Here is a 19,478-nt window from a genome sequence, read left to right as displayed (position 1 = left end):
TATGCCCCAGTAGATTCTGAAGGTAGGACATAAGGAGAATCTGCAATGGTTGATAAGAAGCATTATGCTCAACTAAACAAAGGTGTGCAAGCTTGGAATGAGTGGAGGGAGAAAAATTACGGTATAATCCCTGACCTCAGTGGGGCTTACCTTAGAGAGGCTAACCTCATCGGGGCTTACCTCAGTAGGGCTGACCTCAGAGAGGCTGACCTCAGAGAGGCTAACCTCAGTAAAGCTGACCTCAGAGATGCTAACCTCATCGGGGCTTACCTCAGTAGGGCTGACCTCAGTAAAGCTGACCTCAGAGAGGCTAACCTCATCGGGGCTTACCTCAGTAGGGCTGACCTCAGAGAGGCTAACCTCAGTAGGGCTTACCTCAGTAGGGCTGACCTCAGAGAGGCTAACCTCATCGGGGCAAAACTGATTAGAACTCAAGTACTAGGAACAGATTTTACAAATGCAAAGTTTACAGGTACTTGTTTGGAAGATTGGAATATCAACTCTGCTACAAAATTAAATAATATTGATTGCCAGTATGTCTATTTAAAAAGTGACAAACAAGAACGTCGTCCCAGCAGTGGAGAGTTTAGGCTTGGGGAGTTTACCAAGCTTTTTCAGAAAGCTTTAGAAACAGTTGACTTAATTTTTACTGATGGTATTGACTGGAAAGCTTTTCTTCTCTCGTTTCAAGAACTACAGGCTGAATATGATGAAGAAAACTTATCAGTCCAAGCCTTTGAAAAGAAAAGCGGTGGTGCATTTGTAGTTCGGCTTGAAGTTTTGCCAGAAGCCAATAAGGCTGAAATTGAGTGCAGGATAAAAGAGCTATATGAACTAAAACTAAATGCACTTGAAGGAATGTATCGTAAAGAATTACAAGCTAAAGATGAACAAATAATAATTTATAAAGAGCAGAGTGCAAGCATTATGAGTCTTGCCAAAGAAATGGCTGCTCGACCTATTCAAAATATTATTGATGTTAAAGCTATATCGGAGAGTAACTCTATGTCAGAATCTTATCAATCCAAGTACGACCAAAGAAATTCTAATAACCAGTTTGTAGACACAGCACAAACTGGTAGTAACCCAACGTTTAATCAACAGAACTTCTCTCAAAATATTAATCAAAGCATTAATGATATTACTAGATTGATTAACTCGTTACGAGATAAAGCACAAGAGTTTCCACAAGATAAGCGTGAAGAAGCTTTAGTACATTTGGATGATTTGCAAGAAGATATTAGTAAACCTGAAAAGCAAAAACCGGAAAGAATCAAAACTCGTATTATTGCCTTAATAACAATTGCTGGTACAGTATTTGGTGTTGTTGCAAACAGTGCTGACTTTACCAATAACGTTTTGGAAATAGCAGATAAATTAGGAATTCCAATTCCAACCGAAATTAGTCAACCTCAACGGGCTACACAGCAATTGCCGCCACCTTCATACTAATCTGACTATTAAAGACTCAATTCATCATCCTGCTGGCTTTGCTGTTGCTGCTGTAGCCTTAACTGCTGCCCATAATCTTTTAGCAGCTGATTCCAATCACTGGCTTTAGATTTTTTGATTTGGGACTGTGGCATTAGTTCTAATACACGCTGTGCTGCCGCATCAGAGCTTTTATCGTTACCAAACGCCACCACTATATTAGGAACTTTCTGCAATCGCTCAAGCGGTAAGCTCTTGATGTCATCAATAGCCATATAGACTGTTCGTTCGGGTGGGACATCGCCCCTGATCAGATATTCCAGCATGGCTCTTGAGATAGCATCGATGGGGGACTTGCACAGAATCGCTGTTGAGGTTTTATCGGTAGCCTTTCCCCCCAAACTGAAGTAAAACCAGCTATCACGGCGTTTGGTTCCTTTCTCGTATCCCTTAAAAGTGTTGTTCTCTCCCCTAGTTCCTCTTAGAAATGCACCGTTACGTTGACCATCAAGATTTCGCATGACAAAAACAGCATTTTGTTGCTGATCAGCGTAAACTAGCCCCTGGTTATAAAGCATTTGAATACAGTCAGAGGGGATGCCCCGGTTTTGAGTGAGGTAATGTTCAACGGCAGACCAGTTAGCTTTATCTTCAACGGGTGGGGTGAATTGGGGACGGGGTTCAGTCTGGATAATGTCACTTGCCCTGTTCTTAACGTGAGCGATCGCTGCACGTTCCACCGAGGCTGACCCGAATCGCTCATCTAACCAGACAACCGCCTGCCGGAAATTGCACTGATTAACGTGCATTACCAAGTCAATCGCACCCCCTGCTCCCTTTTGTTGGTCGGGGGCAAAGTCGTAGAATTTGGGCCCATCTATATTAATGATGTGTCCGTGACCCCTCCAGCGTTGCTGATCATGATTTAGCCCCAACTCCCAGGCGACATCCTCTAAGTCCAAGTCGCGCAGTTGTTGAGTTTGCTGCTGCCAAAAAGCTACTTGTGCCTCTAATTCTTTGATGCGCTTGTCTTTGAGTTCATTTTCAAGAGCCAAAGCCTTGGCTGTAGCTTCCATCTGTTGTTTTTTGGCTTGCGCCCTATCCCGGTCGGCAGCTTTGGCTTGCAGTTGCAACTGGGTGAGGCTGGTATCTGGTTCTATACCAGAATTAACAACGCTGTAAAAGTCCTTAATGTCCTGGTGTTGCGCCCTACTGCCCTTAATGCCACGCTCTAACCCCAGATGTTCTGTAGCCTCGGAGTAGGAATCTTGAAACTGCCTCATCTTCAAGCGACCGTCGAAGAAGTGCTTGGCCCTCAGTTGCCCTTTTTCATCAAGGGGGACAAAGTAAGCGTGAATGTGTGGGGTGGCTTCATCTAAATGTAATTCTGCCCTGACAATGCGTGAGCCGTACTGCGAATCTAACCATTGTTTGGATGCAGAAAGCCAAGAGTCAACTTTATCCCGCTCATAGTAACCCGCTTGTGTTGGGCAGTTAGGACGGAAATATTCGGGGCTGGCAGTCAATAAAATCTCAGTGCAGTAAACCGCATCGGGGCGAATCTTCCGTTTCTGCTCCCCTATTTTTTCCATCACCAACTGGTCTAATGTCACAGTTGGGTTGTTAGTGCCAATGAATCTGATATTTTGTTTATCTGAATCAGCGTTGGGCGTTTCTCGCTGACGTGCGGTGTGCGCTTCACTGCCTGCCAAGTTACTGCGCTTGAGCTTTTTAATCCTTGCAATAGCGTAAGCCATGCCACTTTTGAGTGATTGAGTGCAATTGCGTCGCAGACCCCACGGAACCTTTTTGTTTCGACCGTCAGGGAGAAATGGCGCAAGCCACCCGTCAGGGCAAAAAGGTGTAGTGGGTACACAATCATCATAGCCAACCTGCGCGAAATTCCTCCGCCATTGTCCCCAACTGCACAGCCATAGTCTCTGTGCTGTCACTGCGCTTGTGGCTACTGCCGCAGTTCAAATATCTACTACAAAAGCAACTGAGGCTATTTTACTGCTCTTAGTGCCGCACTTGGATTATCATCTTGTTGCACAGCCTATGCACAATTTTACTGTCTGGTTATTGGGCAGAAAATCTCGTTTCTTGACCCTAATTGCACAGCTTCTGCACAGAAAACGCCGTTAAGTTGTGCAAAGTTTATACAGACTCATGGGCAATATTTCGCGGCTTACGCTAGAGTGCAGTTAGCCCTCAAATATCAGCATCAAAATGGCCTCACAGATTAATCTTGCTGTATCTATAGATGTCGGTGGCTCTGGCACAAAAATTATTTATAAGGCTAATGGTTGGAAGGAGCCACAGTTAATAGTCATGTCTCCTGAAGTGGAACAGATAACTAAGGCTGATTTTCAACGTTATCAGGACAATCAGGTGTGGAACGGTATGCCTCTGCCAGAACACCAAGCCTACTTAGAATGGCAGGACAGCATCTTTATTGTGGGTGAATTTGCTCTTGAATTTGCGGCGGTGGATCGGATTCATGAGCGCAAATACGAAAATGCTTTATATAAGGTACTGGCGGCGGTGGGTGTAATTCTACAAAAACATAATGTCGCTATCAAAAAGCGAAACGCCGAGTCGCCAAAAATAATATTAGATTTGGCATTTTTGCTGCCTTGGAATGAATATAACGATCACAAACGTTTCTTTTCGCAATTACAACAGATGTTCAAAGCCTTTAAATTTCGTGGTCAGGCTTGGGACATAACGCTAAGTGAGAATTTTTTGTGCCGTCCAGAAGGGGCAGGACTATTAGGCATTTATACCAAAACCAAAGGAGTGAGTTGGTTTCAACAAAATCAAGTCGCTATTTTGATGTTGGGTCATCGCAACACAACATTACTTTGTTTTGATAAGGGGATACGCAAGAGTGCCGATAGCCCATTGCTGGGGTTTAGTTCTTTATTAGATGATGTCTGCTCACGAGTGTCAGGGATTGTCCGTGACCAACTGGCACAGGCGATATTTGATGCTTTGTCTGAGGCGAAAAATGAAATATATGAATATGAGTCGCCATATATGAACACAAAACATCCCAATTGGCGCAAATTGAAGGCAATTCAAATGTTAGCCACGGCGCGGGATGAGTCTTTACGGCAGCGCGAACTGGAAGATATTGTAGTGGCTCTTGTGGCAGCGACGAATGCTTATTGGCTGCGGTTGAAAAAGTGGTTGGAGAAAAATCTACAAACATGGCCAAAACAAATAATTATCGGTGGGGGTGCGGCGGCTTTCATCGAACCGGAACTAGAGCATTATTTCAACTGTGTACCTTGTGGAACGAATGAAAAAAAGCTATTTCGGGGTGAACGCGCACCAAGCTACAGACAGAAAACGAATTATTCCCAACAAGAAATAGGGCCTTATGCTCAGTTGGTGTGGTTGTCGGAGATAAATGAGCAAATTGAGCGCACCTTTAAGATTGGTTTTGGCCCAAATCAGGGGTTAGCGTTTCGATTAATCGATTGCTTTGGCATGATGGATCAGCTATTGGATAAAACTAAAGAGGTTGTAAAAAGTGACAAGAGCGAAAAAACTGCGTAAGAGTCTGTCACTGCCTCGCTTTCAACCGATGGAAAATACGCCTTTAGCTGTAGTGGCTGATTACCTCAATTCTTTGGAGGTAACAGTTGCTAAGAGATTGCTAGAAGAAATGTTGGTGATGTATTTTCTGCCACGCGCTCAGTATAAGTTGGGGGGTTGCGAAAAGCAGCAATTGACAAATTCATATTTGATTTCGCGGCGAATGGCAGAGAGTCATTTTGGGATTATGGCGCTGGAGTTGGGGCTAGAGGCGAGTGTTTATAGCTGTGTGTCTATGCCATTCAATGCAGCGAACGCACAAAGTGCAGTGCCTGTAGCAATCGCTCAAAAGGACGGCACTGGGGATAGTGCGAATCTCTCAACACTAATGCTATCAACTGTTGAGCAAGCACAAACTCATCATTCAAGTTTGATTGCTGGTGAAGAATCAGTTGATTTAATGGATCAGCTGTTTAGTTGATTTTGATGTTTCAATCTCAAACTGAGCGTTTTCTCTAGTAAAAACATTGCTAACAATAACTAGGTAGGCGGCTAGATGAATCCCATATCTAAAAAACGCTTGTCTCTAACTATGCGCCTTCAACCATACGAGGGGGATGTTTTAGCGGAAGTTGTCGATTACTTGAACTCGTTGCCCAAGGATGAGGCACAGCGTAAGGTGGCTGATATCTTGGTGGCTGCTTTCTTGCCAGTGGCGCGATATTCGAGTGGTTCCTTTACACCAGAGCAGATCCGTTTTGCTTGTTGGTCAGCGCAGGATTCATTGAATAAACACGGTAGTTATATGCGTTTGGCACTGTCGGTGGAACAACCGCAGTTTGTTCTGTCACAGCCAGCGTTGACTGCACCAGTTGTAGCGGTCAATGCCCCAAGCTACAAGAGTAATGCTTTATCCGAGCCTGAGCTTGAGGGGGAAGCGGCTGATTCAATCAGACCCGCTTCAATAGTTCAAGGTCAGGCTTCGTCGCAAGAATTGGATGCGATTTTTGGGGGAGATTGAGCGAACAATATCTGAACAATAGCCGCCGCAGTTGTAGCTGTTAACTGTTAGGCGGCTTTTGTAGTCGCTATGTATTTTATTGGTAGTAATTTTGAGGGCTATTTTTTTCTTTTTCAGTTTTGGCTCAAAAAAACTGGCCGCCAATTTTGGCGTACTGTGCGTAAGTTTTGGACAGAAATTTTTGGCGGATAAATCAGGGTGGTAAATTAGATTTTTGGGGTCGAAATCCTTACATTTACCTTGTGTTTACCTTGTAAAGACCTTGGAGATGCCATTGTTTTACCTTATTTTTGGCAAAAAAGAAGGATTTTGTAAAAAACGGTGATTTTCAGTGTTGAAGGTGCAAATAAATCCTTATATTTGCCATTGGAATACCATTGAAATGCCATTGGTTTACCTTACAAATGCCATTTTCAAAAAAATCCTTGTAAATACCTTATAAATACCTTTTAGTTAAATAATGTTTAGTATGCGAAGTTTTTCGTCAGCCCTGATAAAATCAGGAGCGGGAAAAATGAAATTGATGATGAGCCAGGGGTAAGGTATGGAAGCCAAAAGCGAAGTGACAATAAAATTTAGCGGGTCACTGCCAAAAGCCACACCAGCCGATAACAAGAAAGTTGCAATCGAGTTGACTGATCAGAACGGTATAGTCTTTACCGCTCAAGTTAATGCCAAAAGTTGGCGTAAGGCTGAAACTAGCGCCTCGGAATTTGCAGACTGGGCTGGGGCTGTATCGGGCAAGCTTGGAGTGCGAACAGAAAACGGCTTTGAAGTGATTGACGCGGGAATCCAGATTTTCGAGAAGAAAGCGAAGGAGGTAAAACCAGACGTGGGCGCTGCTGTAGCGGAAGCCGGCGTTTCTTCATGACCACATACAACAAAACCCTACTCCTTCACTGGGATTGTGTTTGGTGTGGGGTTGTTGGGGGCTGAACAGGCTTAGTTTGAGTTTTGGGTTGAGCTTTCTTGACTGGTTTAGTTTGAGGTTTGGGTTTGGGTTTATTGCCCTTTGACGCGGCTATATTCGCTTTTTTCTCTTTAAATGCGGCGACTTTATCATCTTTTGATGCCTTTAGAAACTTTGGCGGTTTTTCTTGTGGCAACCCTAGTAAGCTCTCAAATGCGAAAACATTTCTATGTGGCAGGAATTTCGCTTTAATTTCAACAAAACTAGGCTTGCCACGCTCCTCTTTTGGTAGCAAAGGATTGAATCTAAAGGGAGGAACGATTGCATCTTTCCACAATAAAGGTATGTGGCTAGCCTTCATGAACCGCACTTTTGTAGAAGTCTCGGTCTGCTTAATATAATCCAATCTTTCGGCTGTAAAATTCCGAAACACTGATATACAAGGTGTCTGGCAAGCTGGGATGAATTGCCATAACCCTGTAAATCTAAACTCAAAATCTTGATAATCTGCAAACAAACCCGATTGAGAGCCATTATCAAACCCCAAAACCTGAAAGCCAATTACATGAGGTTTATCTCGCGGTGGAAAATGTATCACCCTTGGATAAACCATCAGCCGTACATAATCACTACCACTGTTACGAATCTGTTTTTTTAAAAAATCAAATATCAGTTTTTTTTGAGGGGCATGATGTAAAGCATAGTCCCGATTTTCAATCGATATAGTCGGATGAGGTTTAGCTTTGAGATCCACAGTGCCAGCAATTACCCCAATCGCCTGAAATATAGAGGAGTTTTCTGGAAGAGAAATGCTATCACTCTTCACTGATTCTGGCTGTGTGTCTGGTATAGATTCAATGAGTCGTCCACTAGGAATGATCGTAATGATTTTCTTCGGCTTGGCTGGCTCGTTGCTGGGGTTAATCATTATTGGGACTCTTCGCACCTACACAAATCATTGTAGAATTTTCTATTAAGGTATGAAGTTTACCGCTTCTACAAAAGTGTGATTCATGAATTCTCTGTAAAGAACATGATTTTTTTCGGAACTTGCTACCATGTAAGCTGTATATCCCTACATACCGAACCACATATACAGTAACCGGGGCATTAAATCTATGAAGCCCCATATAAATTTATCGCGCTTTGCTGCTACTGCTCTCTTGTAAAAACTTGAGAGCAGTTTTGCATTCTTAATCAGTATATCTACAATAGGTTTTACGTTTGCTGTCCTTACTTGGATTGAAGGACGAAATCGTTATTTCGTTAAATCGCTAATTCTTGCTTAAACGAAATCTCTCTGTACGATTAAGCGAAAACACGATATAACTAATTCGCTATAGGGCGAAAGGACGAAAGTTGATGACCGTATTGGTGGGTGTCATTTCACAGAAAGGGGGAGTGGGTAAAAGTACTCTTGCTCGACTTATTGCCCGTGAATATTCTGCTGCTGGCTGGGATGTAAAGATTGCTGACCTAGATATCTCTCAAGGTACGAGTACGGATTGGAAACAACGCCGCGAATTAAACGGTATCCAGCCGGAGATTGCTGTTGAACCATTCCGCACTGTTGCTCAAGCTCTGAAACACGCCTCGGTTTATGACCTCATGGTTATGGACGGGCCACCACATTCTATGCAAGGGACACTGGAAATTTCCCGTGCAAGTAATTTACTTGTCTTACCCACAGGCTTGTCACTGGATGATCTCAAACCATCTGTATTGTTGGCGCATGAATTGGTAAACGCCAAAATTCCTACGGATAAAATTATTTTTGTTTTATGTCGAGTCGGCGATCGGGAGAATGAAATTGAGGAGGGCAGAGCATATATTCATAAAGCTGGATATGTCACAGTGGCTGGTTCAATTCCAGAAAAGACAGCTTACCGTCAGGCAAGTGATAACGGTCGTGCTGTTTCTGAGGTCACGTTTCCTACTTTGAAGCAACGGGCAGAACAAGTAGCCCAAGGAATTATTGATCTGTTGAGTGAGCAAGAGTCCTAATTATGTCAACTAAACCACCTCCACCACCTCGCAAACCAAGCAAAGGTGAACCCCCTAGCATTAAGGAAACAAAAGATAACTTGGAGAAGCCCGATCCAGGTGAAATTTCTAATCTAAATTTTAAAGTGCCTGCCGAGTTTAAAAAGGATTTTAAGATTGCGGCTGCTACTTACGGTTGTACCCAAGTCGAGCTATTGCAACGGATTTTTAAATACTGGACAGATAATCATGGCTAATCAAGATTCGTCATTTAGCGAAAGAACGAAAAGACGATTTCTTGCTTTCTTCTTTTAGCGATTTCTGATTTCATAGTTTTCAACACAAGATATACTGACAAAGCATTAGTGTCAGAAACTCGGCTGAATCGGTTTCACAGGGCAATGGAAGATTTAGCAGTGATCGCTAGGGTGAACCCATCCCCTATAGAAAAGCTAACCGATAACCGATAACTTAGGTTTTAAAAATTGCTACATTACTCTCTGTACGATTGCTTATTTCGCCCCTACAATTTTGAGTAAGGTGGTTAATCGGGGTGCAAAATTTTGATTGCCCCGATATCATTTATGGGCAAGTTAGTAAATCAATAAAAACGTGTTCTATTTTGCGCGTACCCCGACTGAACCCCTATTACCTTGAATACTCCTTGTTCATGAGGGAGATGAGGGAGGGCTGTAATCCTTGTTTTTAGGTGATTTCCAACAGTTTGTGGTTTACTGATTATGAACGAAAACGATAATTAAAATTGTTTGAGATTTATTTGCAAAAACTAGGGATAAGATGGCAGAAGTAGCAGCAAAGCAGAATAACTCAGAGTCATTTGAGCAGAAACTATGGAAAACGGCGGATAAGCTGCGAAAAAATATTGATGCTGCTGAATACAAGCACATTGTTTTAGGTTTAATTTTTCTGAAATATATTTCTGATGCCTTTGAAGACTTGTATCAAAAGCTGCTTGCAGGTGAGGGGGATTACGCAGGGGCAGATCCAGAGGATCGGGATGAGTATTCGGCGGAGAATGTGTTTTTTGTACCAGTTGAGGCGCGGTGGGCATATCTTCAGGCACAGGCGAAGCAGCCCGACATTGGTAAAACTGTTGATTTGGGTATGGAAGCAATCGAGCAGGAAAACGCCAAACGGTTAAAAGGGATTTTGCCCAAGGTGTATGGACAGCAGAAATTAGACCAAAAAGCTTTGGGTGGATTAATTGACTTAATTGGATCAATTACATTAGGGGATGCTGAGGCACAGGCACAGGATATTTTAGGACGAGTCTATGAATATTTTTTGGGACAATTTGCTCTAGCCGAAGGCAAGAAGGGGGGACAGTTCTATACACCTGAAAGCATTGTTAAACTTTTAGTTGAGATGTTAGAACCCTACAATGGGCGGGTATTTGACCCTTGCTGTGGTTCGGGGGGGATGTTTGTCCAGAGTGAAAAGTTTGTCAAGAATCATCAAGGGCGTTTGGATGATATCTCCATCTACGGGCAGGAGAGCAACGAGACAACCTATAAGTTGTGCCGGATGAATTTGGCGATTAGGGGGATTGACGGCTCAAATATTAAGTGGAATCCTGAAGGTTCGTTTCTCAATGATGCTCACAAGGACTTAAAAGCGGATTTTGTCATTGCTAATCCTCCTTTTAATGATAGTGATTGGGGCGGCGAGTTATTGCGAAATGATGGACGCTGGCTGGATAAAGACCTTGTACCTCCAGTTGGGAATGCCAATTTTGCTTGGGTATCGCATTTTGTTTACCACTTAGCACCCACAGGTTCGGCGGGTTTTGTGCTGTCGAATGGTTCGCTGTCGTCAAATACAAGCGGTGAGGGAGATATTCGCAAGGCTTTAGTGCAGAAAGATTTGGTGGATTGTATTGTCATGTTGCCAACCCAACTTTTTTACAATACGGGGATTCCTGCTTGCTTGTGGTTTCTCAGTCGGTATAAGAACGGCAATAAAAACAGGGATAGACACGGTGAGGTATTGTTTATTGATGCCTCAGAGTTGGGTTATATGGTAAATCGCAGTAGTCGTGCTTTTACGGAGGCTGAGATTAGCAAGATTGCTGATACTTACCATAAGTGGAAAAAGTCGGGGGGCAGTTACCGCGATATCAAGGGCTTTTGTAAATCTGCATCAATCGCTGAAATTGAAAAGCATAATTTTGTGTTGACACCAGGGCGATATGTGGGTATTCCTGATGAAGTGGAGGATGGGGTGAGCTTTGAGGAGAAAATGAGTGAGCTTACAATGGCATTAGGTGAGCAAATGCGAGAGGGGCAATTGTTGGATGAGGAGATTAAAAAGCAATTGTTAAAGGTGGGATTTATTGTTAGTGATGAGTTGGTTGATTATTAAGGAGATGAATGTGACTCAAGTTATTTTGAAACAGCTTAATCCCATTGTTATAGAAAAACTAAAACGTCTGGCTCAGAGTCATCAACGAACTTTGGAAGAAGAAATCACATCTATCCTTGAGGATGTAGCAGAAAAAGAGGAAGAACAAACAGAGTCTGAGGGCTTTTGGGATATGACTTTACGATTTAGAGAAAGGATGCAGCAGGAGAACATTACTTTTGATGATGCAGATTTTGCGGATATGCGCGATCGCTCTGTCGGTAGGGATGTTGAGTTTTGAGTATCAAGTATTTATTAGACACAAATATTATTTCAGAAGCCACTCGTCAAAGTCCTAATGTTAATGTAGTTAAAAAACTGACTGAGCATCAACTAGAGACTGCGACTGGTTCGGTTGTAATGCACGAACTTTTATTTGGTTGTTTACGTTTGGTGGAATCACAAAAACGTCGATTGTTGGTGGAATATATTAATCAAATACCTTTGAAAATGACAATACTAAATTATGATTTAAAAGCTGCACAGTGGCACGCCCAAGAAAGGGCTAGATTATCTAAGATGGGGAAAACTCCAGCTTTTATTGATGGTCAAGTTGCGAGTATTGCTTACAGTAATAATTTAATTTTGGTAACTAATAATATTTCTGATTTTGAGTTTTTTAATGATTTAATGGTTGAAAATTGGTTTGTTAATAGTGGTGAAGGCTGAGTTATGGATGATTTAACTACTAACAATGAAAAATGCTAAACACTGTCTGGCACTTTTATTTTGGTTAAGTAGATAATATTTCTAATTAGCTTTTTGTGTCGAAATGTCAGCTTTATTTGCCAGATGGGGAGATTTGTAAGCAGGAATTAAGGCAGCTTTTGGATGTAAATTATGGGTGAACTTATTTTTTTTGTTTTGTAATTTAAAGAGTAGTTAGTAAAAGTAGATATTAAGTTATGAGTAATTGGAAAGTTTTTAACATAAATGAAATATCATTAGCAGAATCTTTGGAATTTGTCGTTGATAATAGAGGGAAAACTGTTCCACTCGCTGAAACATCTGAAAAGATTATAGCTTTAATTGCTACTAATTGCATTAGTAATGATCATCTTTATCCACAAAAATTAAATCTTAGATATGTATCACAAGAAATTTTTGATAACTGGTTTAGAGCGCATCCAAAATCAGGCGATATCATTTTAACCAACAAAGGAAGTAATAATGGTGAAGTTTGCCTTGTTCCTGAGAATATTGATTTCTGTATAGCGCAAGATATGGTAGCTGTTAGAGCGGATAAAAAGAAGATAGATCCACTTTATTTATTTGCCGCTTTACGTTCAAAAACAGTACAAAGACGAATAAAATATCTTAATGTTGATGCTGTAATTCCACACTTCAAAAAAACTGATTTTAATAAACTTTTAATCCCTCTGCCTGAAAGAAAATATCAAGAATTTATAGGAGAACTATACTTTAACTTATCTTCTAAAATCGAAAATCTGAGGCGACAGAATGATACTTTAGAGGCGATCGCACAAACTCTATTTAAGCATTGGTTTATAGATTTCGAGTTCCCCAACGCAGACGGCAAGCCCTATAAATCATCTGGTGGGGCGATGGTGCGATCGGCGTTAGGCTATATTCCCGAAGCTTGGAGTGTTGGGAAATTAGGACAATATCTCAATATTAAACATGGCTATGCTTTCAAGGGTGAATATATAACAACGGAAGTAACAGAAAAAATTCTTTTAACTCCTGTTAATTTTAAAATCGGTGGTGGATTCAATGATTCAAAGTATAAATATTACTCTGCTGATGATTATTTAAATGAGTATGTTTTAAGAAGAAAAGATTTGGCTATCACAATGACAGATTTAAGTAAAGAGGGAGATAGCCTGGGCTATCCTGCATTTATTCCAGATATTAAAGGAAAAGTATTTTTACATAACCAAAGGATAGGAAAGGTAGAAAATAATAATATCGACAAAACATTTTTATATTTTCTTTTATGTCGTAGAGAATATCGATCTCATATTTTAGGAACGTCATCAGGTTCTACGGTTCGCCATACGTCACCATCAAGAATTTGTGAGTATAGTTTTGTGATTCCAGATTTTGAATTAATTGATAAATTTTCAGCCCTAGCCACAGCAACTATTGACAAAATACTAATAAATTTTAATCAAATCCAAACTCTAACTAAAACCCGTGATGCCATATTACCTAAACTAATGAGTGGTCAACTCCGCGTTGATATGTAACTAACTCTCTTTCCTCCTGCCTTATCCTAAAGATAAATATCCACGTCCACCTACTTATGCAGTATAACGATAATCCAGAATTTAATGATTATTTAGACGAAAAATATGAAGAAGTTCAAATAGAAAACTTTTCATCTCCTGCTAGTTTAATTCTTTTTGAAATGGATATACAGGCTTATATTGAAGCCTATAATGAATATCTAACAGAACAAAAAGAAGCATTTCCAGAAAGGGTGATGGAAAGATTTCCTGCACCTATAGCTTTCTATTTTGAAAGAACATACCACGGCTATGAAAATAATAATCAAAGATTACATTTACTCCGTAGTACTTGGGAATCTTTGATATATATTCTCTACGCTATAGCTATTGGAGAAATTATCGATAGGAGACTAAGTTTATCCACATTGCGTATTTTTAATAATGCCAGAATTAGGTTGAATGGAAATGGTTTGTTATCAGATAGGCTAGGCTGTAAACTAGAAATCATTGAAAAAATTTTAGAATATAATGATCTAAATACATTCAATCTTATAATTGGTGAAATTGTTCCAATTTCTGTGATTGGCAAATTACGTGAATTAAATGATGAAAGAAATTCCTTTTCGCATATTGCAGCTTTAGAAGAATCTCAAGCTGAAGATAAATACAATTTACTTATATCGAAAGTCATAGATTTGCTTTTTGAAGTAAAGAAGCTAGAGTCTATATCATTAATTCAATATAAAAATACTCTTAGTAGCCTTACTGATATAAGATTTTTAAAATTCGATGGGCATTCATTAAAAAAAAGAAATCATGACTTAATTTTAGACAATAATTTTATACAAAAAAACATCGATAATTTGAAGGAATATCGATTGTTTTGTAAGTTAATAGCCAATAATCAAATTATTTGCTTATCTCCTTTTGCTTATGGTTATCTTCACAATGGATACCCTCATATTCTTTTCTACAAGAAACAAGCAGAAGAACCCAACTATTTTATATTTGAAGTGATTGCTGACCAATCCTGCGAAATTAAAATAGAACGAAATATTTTTGATATATCAATTCAAATACTTGAATCTTTACTATTATGAAATACCTCACCGAAGACGAAATCGAACAATACCAACTCAAACTCTTGCAAAACCTTGGTTATAGCTACAGCAACGGCTACGACATCCAACCAGAAGGCATCAAGCAAGAGCGAGAAACCTTCGGTGAAGTAATTTTAAAAGATAGACTCCCACAGGCAATATCAAGAATTAACCCCACCATTCCCCATGATGCCCAATATCAGGCACAACGGGAAATATTTAATATTGCTAGTTCCGACCTACTCAACAACAACGAAATATTCCATAAATACCTCATAGAAGGCATCACCGTTGAATATCAAAAAAACGGCGAAACCAGAGGCGAACCTGTTAAATTAATTGACTGGGAATACCCCGAAAATAACGAATTTCTCGCCGTAAACCAATTTACAGTCATTGAAGACAACCATAACCACCGCCCCGATATTGTCCTGTTCATTAACGGCTTACCCCTCGTCGTCATCGAACTTAAAAACGCCGCCAATGAAAAAGCCAATCTTAACGCCGCCTATAACCAACTCAAAACCTATAAATGCAGAATTCCTAGCCTATTTACCTACAATGCCCTATTAGTAATTTCAGATGGACTATCCGCCCGTGCTGGTTCACTTACGGCTGGGTTTAACCGCTTCTCCACATGGAAAAACCCTACAGGCGAAAACCAGATTAACGAACTAGAAATTTTAACTAACGGGCTACTCAACAAGCAAACTTTACTAGATTTAATTCGTCACTTTACCGTATTTGAAAAGTCCAAAACCGAAGACCTGAAAACAGGCATAGTTAGCATTACCACCATTAAAAAAATCGCCGCATATCATCAATATTACGCCGTTAATAAAGCTGTCGAATCTATCATTAATGCCTCATCCCAAGAAGGCGCACGCAAAGGCGGTGTACTTTGGCATACCCAAGGAAGTGGTAAATCCCTTTCAATGGTATTTCTGGCAGGAAAACTGGTTTTAAACCAAAATCTCCAGAACCCCACCATCGTCATGTTGACAGATCGCAATGACTTAGATGATCAACTATTTGATACCTTCGCAGGCTGTCAACAACTCCTTAGACAAGACCCCCAACAAGCAGGAGATAGAGAACAAGTCCGCCAACTGCTCAACACCAACTCAGGCGGTATCATTTTTACCACCGTCCAGAAATTTTCCCCGGCTGATGGCGAAACCCTCTATCCCCAAATCAGCCCTCGCCCTAATATCATTGTCCTGGCTGATGAAGCCCACCGCAGCCAATACGGTTTCACAGCTAAACAAGTTAACGTCCTTGATGCTGAAGGTAACGTGATTGGTAAACGCACCAAATACGGCTTTGCAAAATATATTAGACAAGCCTTACCCAATGCTACCTTTGTCGGCTTCACTGGTACACCTGTAGAGCAAACCGACAAAAACACCCCCGCTATTTTTGGTGAATATATCGACATCTACGACATCGCCCAAGCCGTTAAAGATGGGGCAACCGTGCCGATTTATTACGAAAGCCGCTTAGTACAAGTTGATTTAGACGCAGCAGGTAGACAACTCCTAGATGAGCTAGACGAAGACCTGAGCTTTGAAGAACTTAGCACTACCCAAAAAGCCAAAGTTAAACAAACAAAACTGGAAGCGATTGTTGGTTCTACTAAAAGAATAAAACAGATTGCCCAAGATATTGTCACCCACTTCGAGGCACGGCAACAGGTAAACAAAGGCAAAGCCATGATTGTTACCATGAGCCGCCAAATCGCCGTTAACCTCTACGATGCCATAATTCAACTCCGCCCTGATTGGCACAGTGAGGATCTCAACTTAGGCAAAATCAAAGTTGTAATTACTACCTCTGCTGCCGATGAAGGTAATTTAGTTAAACATCACACCAGCAAAGCCCAACGTCAAAACCTCGCCCAACGCCTCAAAGACCCCGAAAACTCCCTAGAATTAGCCATAGTCTGCGATATGTGGCTCACAGGCTTTGATGCCCCATGTCTGCACACCATGTATATTGATAAACCGCTTAAAAGTCATAATTTAATGCAAGCGATCGCCCGGATTAACCGCGTCTATTTTGAAAAAACAGGCGGTTTGATTGTGGATTATCTGGGACTAGCCACCGAACTCAAAAAAGCCCTATCCTTTTATTCTCAAAGTGGCGGTAAAGGCGACCTCACCCTCAATCAAGATGTGGCAGTGGGACTACTCCTAGCCAAACTGGAAATCGTCGAGCAAATCATGTCAGGCTTTACCTATCAGCATTATTTTGATGCTGACACTGGCGAAAAACTCAATATCCTCAAAAATGCCACCAATTATGTAGCTGCGCCAAACATCAAAGATAGATTTCTCAGTGAAGTTATCGCCCTATCTAAAGCCCATTCTCTCGCCGTCCCCCATCCCCAAGCGATCGCCGCATCAGAAACCATCTCATTTTTCCAAGCCATCCAAGCCAGCCTCAGAAAACTAGAAAGCGGCGGTGATGGTAGTGGACTCAGCAACCAAGACATCGAAACCGCCATCCGTCAAGTCGTAGATCAAGCGTTGGTATCCGATGCAGTGATTAACATCTTTGATGAGGCTGGTATTAAAAATCCTGACATCTCCATCATCTCCGATGAATTTATGGCAGAAGTGCGGGGCATGGAACACCAAAACCTTGCGGTAGAACTGCTGCAAAAACTACTCAAGGATGAAGTTAAAACTCGCAGTCGGACAAATATTGTCCAAAGTCGTAAACTCTCGGAAATGTTAGAAGATGCTCTACGCCGCTATCGCAACCAAGTTATCACCGTTGGGGATGTCTTAGAAGAACTGCTGGAACTGGCAAAAGATACGAAAGCTGCCAATGCCAGGGGTGAAGAACTGGGACTAGAACCCTATGAACTGGCCTTTTATGATGCGCTGTCACAAAACCAAAGCGCACAGGATGTAATGGGTGTTGATAAACTGCGAGAATTAGCGATCGTGCTAGTAGATCGGATTCGCAAAAATGCCTCTATCGACTGGAATCTTAAAGAAAGTGTCCGTTCCCGAATGAAAGTTGCAGTTAAAAGGCTGCTCCGTCAATATGGTTATCCCCCCGATATGGAGGCACTAGCTATGGAACTAGTCTTAGAGCAAGCCAAAGTTTTTACGGAATTTGAAGTCTCAATCAAGACATAAAAGGATTTGGACAATCCGCCGCCACGTCACCATTAACTGGACTGTGATTTTTAATATTAGATTTCTATAAATATTTTAAATTTCCTGAAAGTTATTGCCAATGTTTCGGATATTCTAGATGATCTGGCAGAATAGTGGTGCGATCGCCCCTAGCTGAGTCAATCTGCTTTTGTTCTAGATTTTTCACTCCTTTTAAATCTGCTCCTTCCAGGTAAGCTCCACTGAGGTCTGCCTTTTGCAGGTTAGCTCCATTAGCTCCACTGAGGAATGCCTCTTGCAGGTTAGCTACACCGAGGAGTACCTCTTGCAGATTAGCTACACCGAGGAGTACCCTTCGCAGTGTATCTACACCGAGGATTACAGCATCTTGCAGTTTAGCTTCTTTGAGGATGGCTTCTTGCCGGTTAGCTGTGTAGAGAATTGCGCCTTGTAGATGAGATCCAATGATATTTACCTTTTGCAGGTTAGCTTCTCTGAGCATTGCTTCTTGCAAGTTAGCTTTATAGAGGATTGCTTCTTGCAAGTTAGCTTTATAGAGGATTGCTTCTTGCAAGTTAGCTCCAATGAGGAATGCCCCTTGCAGGTTAGCTCCACCGAGGAATGCCCCTTGCAGGTTAGCTCCAATGAGGTTAGCACCTTGGATATCGATATTGCTTAAATCAAGGCTTTGATTTTTTTTGTCATTTTCGTAATTACGTCGTCCAATAACAGTGACGGCTGCTTGAATATCAGTGCAAATTTTTGGCGTTTGCTGTGTGTTCTCTTCATCTGGCTTCCTCGGCGCATTCTCTCGCACAAACGCAGTAAGGACTTCCATAATTGTCCAGTGATCTTTTGCAGAATCCTTAGCAATTCTCTCTAACGTATAAATTGCGCCTGATCTCATTTCAATTTTTTCACTGCCAAGCTGCTCAATGGCTTTTGCAAAGCGTTCTGTGATTTGTTTGTCTTCTGCGATTACAGCATTTTTGAGTGCAGCCTCAGCATTTTTTAAGGCAGCCATAGCACTTTTATTTAGAGCTTCAGAATTTTTGCCTGTATAGAAAGCGTTAATAAATACAGCAATTCCAGCAAAAATTGTGCCGGTAGTTGTTAAAGCTTTAATACCATAATCTAGCCTCTGTTCTGTGGATAAACCTGGAATAATTACAGATGCTAAAATAACTCCTATTATAGACTGAAAAAACATAATTAGTAAGACTATGAACCAAATTCGCCGAACGTCTGTATTCTTTTCAAACATAAATGATTCAATATTTTGTCACTGTTGATAATAGTATCAAAAGCTCACATAAAGGCGCAAAATACCGCATCGGAATAAATTCCAAGTCTCATAGCACAAGTCCTCTTTAGAGGACTCTATAAAAAATCCAGTTCACTTGAGTGGACTTTAGCTGTAGCGAACTCAAAGAACTAAAAGATAAAATTCTTGATAATGAACAACCACTGGAAATGCGCCTGACATTTTTTGAGTAGCTCAAACAAACCTTACTCAATGCTTTTAATCTCAACCCAGATATAATCAATTTTTCCCTGAAAAATGTCAAACCACTGGACAATTATCTTTACGCCAACTACCTTACTATTCATTGCAAAAAAGCATCTGTGCGAGTGTCCCCCACAATCTGGGAAGGAATTGAGGCGCGGATGTTACTAGTTCCAAGTAATTAAATAGTTTACTCTCAAGCTAATATCCTATCAGCCAATGATGTTAGTCGATGAAAATCT

16 protein-coding genes and 1 pseudogene are annotated in these 19,478 nt (G+C 41.1%); 14 read left to right on the top strand and 3 right to left on the bottom strand.

From position 1 onward, the window contains the following. Positions 1 to 45 precede the first annotated feature (45 nt). Entirely contained in the window at positions 46 to 1,452 is a 1,407-nt protein-coding gene (locus ACFFRD_RS01935) for a pentapeptide repeat-containing protein (RefSeq protein ID WP_392476213.1), read from the top strand. 8 nt (positions 1,453 to 1,460) lie between these two features. Here the strand turns inward: ACFFRD_RS01935 and mobV are convergent, their stop codons facing one another. Beyond that, positions 1,461 to 3,383, bottom strand: a complete 1,923-nt coding sequence (gene mobV, locus ACFFRD_RS01930) for a MobV family relaxase (protein ID WP_392476206.1) — start codon at positions 3,381 to 3,383, stop codon at positions 1,461 to 1,463. A gap of 277 nt (positions 3,384 to 3,660) precedes the next feature. Between mobV and ACFFRD_RS01925 the strand changes: the two genes are divergently transcribed. From ACFFRD_RS01925 to ACFFRD_RS01910, 4 genes are all read left to right on the top strand, one after another. Continuing rightward, positions 3,661 to 4,995, top strand: a complete 1,335-nt coding sequence (locus ACFFRD_RS01925; protein WP_392476205.1) for a ParM/StbA family protein — start codon at positions 3,661 to 3,663, stop codon at positions 4,993 to 4,995. Then, positions 4,970 to 5,455 (top strand): hypothetical protein, encoded by a 486-nt coding sequence (locus tag ACFFRD_RS01920; RefSeq protein ID WP_392476204.1) that lies wholly within the window; start codon positions 4,970 to 4,972, stop codon positions 5,453 to 5,455. Before ACFFRD_RS01925 ends, ACFFRD_RS01920 begins: the two co-directional genes overlap by 26 nt. A 75-nt stretch (positions 5,456 to 5,530) precedes the next feature. Beyond that, entirely contained in the window at positions 5,531 to 5,995 is a 465-nt protein-coding gene (locus ACFFRD_RS01915; protein WP_392476203.1) for a hypothetical protein, read from the top strand. Positions 5,996 to 6,539: 544 nt separating this feature from the next. Beyond that, positions 6,540 to 6,866, top strand: coding sequence for a hypothetical protein (locus ACFFRD_RS01910; RefSeq protein WP_392476202.1), 327 nt, complete (start codon positions 6,540 to 6,542; stop codon positions 6,864 to 6,866). A gap of 25 nt (positions 6,867 to 6,891) precedes the next feature. Here the strand turns inward: ACFFRD_RS01910 and ACFFRD_RS01905 are convergent, their stop codons facing one another. After that, positions 6,892 to 7,833 (bottom strand): hypothetical protein, encoded by a 942-nt coding sequence (locus ACFFRD_RS01905; protein WP_392476201.1) that lies wholly within the window; start codon positions 7,831 to 7,833, stop codon positions 6,892 to 6,894. A 434-nt stretch (positions 7,834 to 8,267) separates the two neighbouring features. On the opposite strand from ACFFRD_RS01905, the gene ACFFRD_RS01900 reads away from it, so the two are divergent. The 8 genes from ACFFRD_RS01900 to ACFFRD_RS01865 all read left to right on the top strand — a co-directional run bounded on the left by ACFFRD_RS01900 (position 8,268) and on the right by ACFFRD_RS01865 (position 17,750). Next, the gene (locus ACFFRD_RS01900; protein WP_392476200.1) at positions 8,268 to 8,909 is read left to right on the top strand and encodes a ParA family protein; all 642 of its coding nucleotides are present in this window, start codon (positions 8,268 to 8,270) and stop codon (positions 8,907 to 8,909) included. Positions 8,910 to 8,911: 2 nt separating this feature from the next. Beyond that, complete coding sequence (locus ACFFRD_RS01895; protein WP_104910315.1) at positions 8,912 to 9,145, top strand: hypothetical protein; 234 nt, start codon at positions 8,912 to 8,914, stop codon at positions 9,143 to 9,145. A gap of 541 nt (positions 9,146 to 9,686) precedes the next feature. Then, on the top strand, positions 9,687 to 11,270 hold the full coding sequence (locus tag ACFFRD_RS01890) for a type I restriction-modification system subunit M (RefSeq protein ID WP_392476199.1): 1,584 nt from the start codon (positions 9,687 to 9,689) through the stop codon (positions 11,268 to 11,270). Positions 11,271 to 11,280: 10 nt separating this feature from the next. Next, positions 11,281 to 11,550 carry a hypothetical protein gene (locus tag ACFFRD_RS01885; protein WP_392476198.1) on the top strand — a complete coding sequence of 90 codons (270 nt, stop codon included), beginning with the start codon at positions 11,281 to 11,283 and terminating at the stop codon, positions 11,548 to 11,550. After that, positions 11,547 to 11,978, top strand: coding sequence for a type II toxin-antitoxin system VapC family toxin (locus ACFFRD_RS01880; protein WP_392476197.1), 432 nt, complete (start codon positions 11,547 to 11,549; stop codon positions 11,976 to 11,978). The genes ACFFRD_RS01885 and ACFFRD_RS01880 overlap by 4 nt, the downstream gene beginning before the upstream one ends. Positions 11,979 to 12,214: 236 nt before the next feature. After that, positions 12,215 to 13,519 carry a restriction endonuclease subunit S gene (locus ACFFRD_RS01875; protein WP_392476196.1) on the top strand — a complete coding sequence of 435 codons (1,305 nt, stop codon included), beginning with the start codon at positions 12,215 to 12,217 and terminating at the stop codon, positions 13,517 to 13,519. A gap of 56 nt (positions 13,520 to 13,575) precedes the next feature. Then, positions 13,576 to 14,601, top strand: coding sequence for a hypothetical protein (locus ACFFRD_RS01870; RefSeq protein WP_392476195.1), 1,026 nt, complete (start codon positions 13,576 to 13,578; stop codon positions 14,599 to 14,601). Continuing rightward, on the top strand, positions 14,598 to 17,750 hold the full coding sequence (locus tag ACFFRD_RS01865) for a type I restriction endonuclease subunit R (RefSeq protein WP_392476194.1): 3,153 nt from the start codon (positions 14,598 to 14,600) through the stop codon (positions 17,748 to 17,750). The genes ACFFRD_RS01870 and ACFFRD_RS01865 overlap by 4 nt, the downstream gene beginning before the upstream one ends. Before the next feature lie 91 nt (positions 17,751 to 17,841). On the opposite strand, the gene ACFFRD_RS01860 is transcribed toward ACFFRD_RS01865, so the two are convergent. Further along, positions 17,842 to 18,993, bottom strand: coding sequence for a pentapeptide repeat-containing protein (locus ACFFRD_RS01860; protein WP_392476193.1), 1,152 nt, complete (start codon positions 18,991 to 18,993; stop codon positions 17,842 to 17,844). Positions 18,994 to 19,238: 245 nt separating this feature from the next. Here ACFFRD_RS01860 and ACFFRD_RS01855 point away from each other — a divergent pair. Further along, positions 19,239 to 19,421: pseudogene (locus ACFFRD_RS01855) on the top strand (hypothetical protein); the annotation flags it as partial. Positions 19,422 to 19,478: the final 57 nt, after the last annotated feature.

It is taken from the genome of Nostoc sp. C110, from assembly GCF_043099725.1.
Classification (GTDB): Bacteria; Cyanobacteriota; Cyanobacteriia; order Cyanobacteriales; family Nostocaceae; genus Nostoc; species Nostoc muscorum_A.
Note: the sequence above shows the minus strand (reverse complement) of the source record. Positions and strands in the feature narration are given on the sequence as shown.

Excerpts from the sequence above, each read along its gene's own strand:
- ACFFRD_RS01935 (WP_392476213.1), top strand. The coding sequence starts at position 46 with ATGGTTGATAAGAAGCATTATGCTCAACTAAACAAAGGTGTGCAAGCT.
- ACFFRD_RS01925 (WP_392476205.1), top strand. The coding sequence starts at position 3,661 with ATGGCCTCACAGATTAATCTTGCTGTATCTATAGATGTCGGTGGCTCT.
- ACFFRD_RS01915 (WP_392476203.1), top strand. The coding sequence starts at position 5,531 with ATGAATCCCATATCTAAAAAACGCTTGTCTCTAACTATGCGCCTTCAA.
- ACFFRD_RS01910 (WP_392476202.1), top strand. The coding sequence starts at position 6,540 with ATGGAAGCCAAAAGCGAAGTGACAATAAAATTTAGCGGGTCACTGCCA.
- ACFFRD_RS01905 (WP_392476201.1), bottom strand. The coding sequence starts at position 7,833 with ATGATTAACCCCAGCAACGAGCCAGCCAAGCCGAAGAAAATCATTACG.
- ACFFRD_RS01900 (WP_392476200.1), top strand. The coding sequence starts at position 8,268 with ATGACCGTATTGGTGGGTGTCATTTCACAGAAAGGGGGAGTGGGTAAA.
- ACFFRD_RS01895 (WP_104910315.1), top strand. The coding sequence starts at position 8,912 with ATGTCAACTAAACCACCTCCACCACCTCGCAAACCAAGCAAAGGTGAA.
- ACFFRD_RS01890 (WP_392476199.1), top strand. The coding sequence starts at position 9,687 with ATGGCAGAAGTAGCAGCAAAGCAGAATAACTCAGAGTCATTTGAGCAG.
- ACFFRD_RS01875 (WP_392476196.1), top strand. The coding sequence starts at position 12,215 with ATGAGTAATTGGAAAGTTTTTAACATAAATGAAATATCATTAGCAGAA.
- ACFFRD_RS01870 (WP_392476195.1), top strand. The coding sequence starts at position 13,576 with ATGCAGTATAACGATAATCCAGAATTTAATGATTATTTAGACGAAAAA.
- ACFFRD_RS01865 (WP_392476194.1), top strand. The coding sequence starts at position 14,598 with ATGAAATACCTCACCGAAGACGAAATCGAACAATACCAACTCAAACTC.
- ACFFRD_RS01860 (WP_392476193.1), bottom strand. The coding sequence starts at position 18,993 with ATGTTTGAAAAGAATACAGACGTTCGGCGAATTTGGTTCATAGTCTTA.